This is a genomic window from Paraburkholderia sp. HC6.4b (assembly GCF_014200875.1).
In the GTDB taxonomy this organism is placed as follows: domain Bacteria; phylum Pseudomonadota; class Gammaproteobacteria; order Burkholderiales; family Burkholderiaceae; genus Paraburkholderia; species Paraburkholderia tuberum.
In genome coordinates, this window is sequence record NZ_JACHDC010000058.1 from 1 (window position 1) to 1,537 (window position 1,537).

The 1,537-nt window shown below is 59.9% G+C and carries 1 protein-coding gene; it reads right to left on the reverse strand.

Features of this window, described 5'->3' with window-relative positions:
• Positions 1–1,537, reverse strand: a 1,537-nt coding sequence (locus HDG34_RS38555) for an Ig-like domain-containing protein (RefSeq protein ID WP_260321485.1), incomplete at both ends; no start/stop codon positions are given.

The following is a 1,537-nucleotide window of genomic DNA, read 5'->3' on the forward strand; positions in this document are numbered from 1 at the left end:
CGTCATACTCGATGCCATCCACAGTCGTGTTGCCAGACTGTTGCGTCCAGTCGCCGATGTCCTCCCCGTCCGGCAACAGATCAGACAGCTCGACCTTGTCACCCGCATCGCCCTTGACCATCACCTGCGTGCGGCCATCAGCAATGAACAGGTCCTTGCCGCCCTGCTCGAGCACATCGCCCAGCGAAAGCTTGAGCGTGTTGTCGCCCGTGCCCGTCAGATCGATGACCTCGACGGACAACGGCGTCTGCCCAATGCGAGTCAGATCCAGAATCTCGCCTTCGCCGTCATGTTCGACGTGTACCTGACCGTCGTCTTGCACGGCGAGGACCGATTCTGCCGGGACGACCGGATCGGCCTCGGCGGTTGCTTCCTGGCTGTCCTGTGTGTCGTGATCCGCTACAGGGTTCTGACCAGAAGTAATGTCCTGGTCCAAAACCGCGTCCTGATCAACGACCGCGTCATCAGCAACGTCTTCAACAGACATTACAACTGCATCAGCACTCTGCTCTTCCTCGGTTATTGATAGACCGGTAACTCCCCCCCCAAAAGTCTCAAGCGTAATAGCGATGTCATCCACGAAGAAGTAGTCCTTGCCACCGGCCTGAGTGCCGTTGGAGCCAGAAACTAACTGGAACCCCGTAAAGACCATTCCTTCCGGCATAGTGAACGTGACCGTATGTGCCGTTTTCGATCCGAAGGTCCCAGTCAAGATTATCTTACCGTCGGTGCCGATGAACCTGATCACGTTGCCACTGGTGTCACTATCGCCCACAGTGAATGTAATGGAGCTTGCGGTGTAGCCATCTTCCAAACCGACATACACGGCTCCGCTCACACCCAACGCGTTGCTAGTGGGCTTAGTAATTGGCCCAACAAACCCGGCGGGGGATATCCCCTGCCAATCGCTCGCCTGATTGATAGTGCTGATGTGCAATAAGCCGAGGGTAAGTCCCTTACCAAGGGAACCAACCGGAGCCCCACTAAAGTCCTCATAAATTACGGTGGGGGTATCTGCCCCCAACGAGAAACCGAACGGTTCGCTCGGCTCGCTCTGGTTGCCCGCCGCGCCCGTCGCCACCGCCGTCAGTTCATGCGGGCCATAGGCCAGCGGCTGCTCCGGCGTGAAACTCCAATTGCCATCGTCATCAGCCGTCGTCTGTCCCAGGACCTGGTCACCGTCATACACCGTCACCGTGCTGCCCGGCTCCGCCGAGCCCCAGATTTTCGGCTGCGTGTCGTCGCTCGTCCCGCCCGGGGAGATCACCCCCTTCAGCGGGCCCACGTCGTCGATCACCGCCCAGATCACCGGCCTGATCACCGGCGGGGTCGTGTCCACGATCACCACGTGCGACTCCGAAGGCTTGCTTTCGTTGCCCGCCTCGTCACGCTCCACCACCGTGAACTGGTGCTCGCCTTCGTCCAGCGGCGTATCAGGCGTGAAGCTCCAGTTGCCGTCCTCGTCGACCTCCGTCTCGCCAACCGGCGTGCCGTTGTCGATCACGATGATCGTGTCGCCCGGTTCACCCTTGCCCAC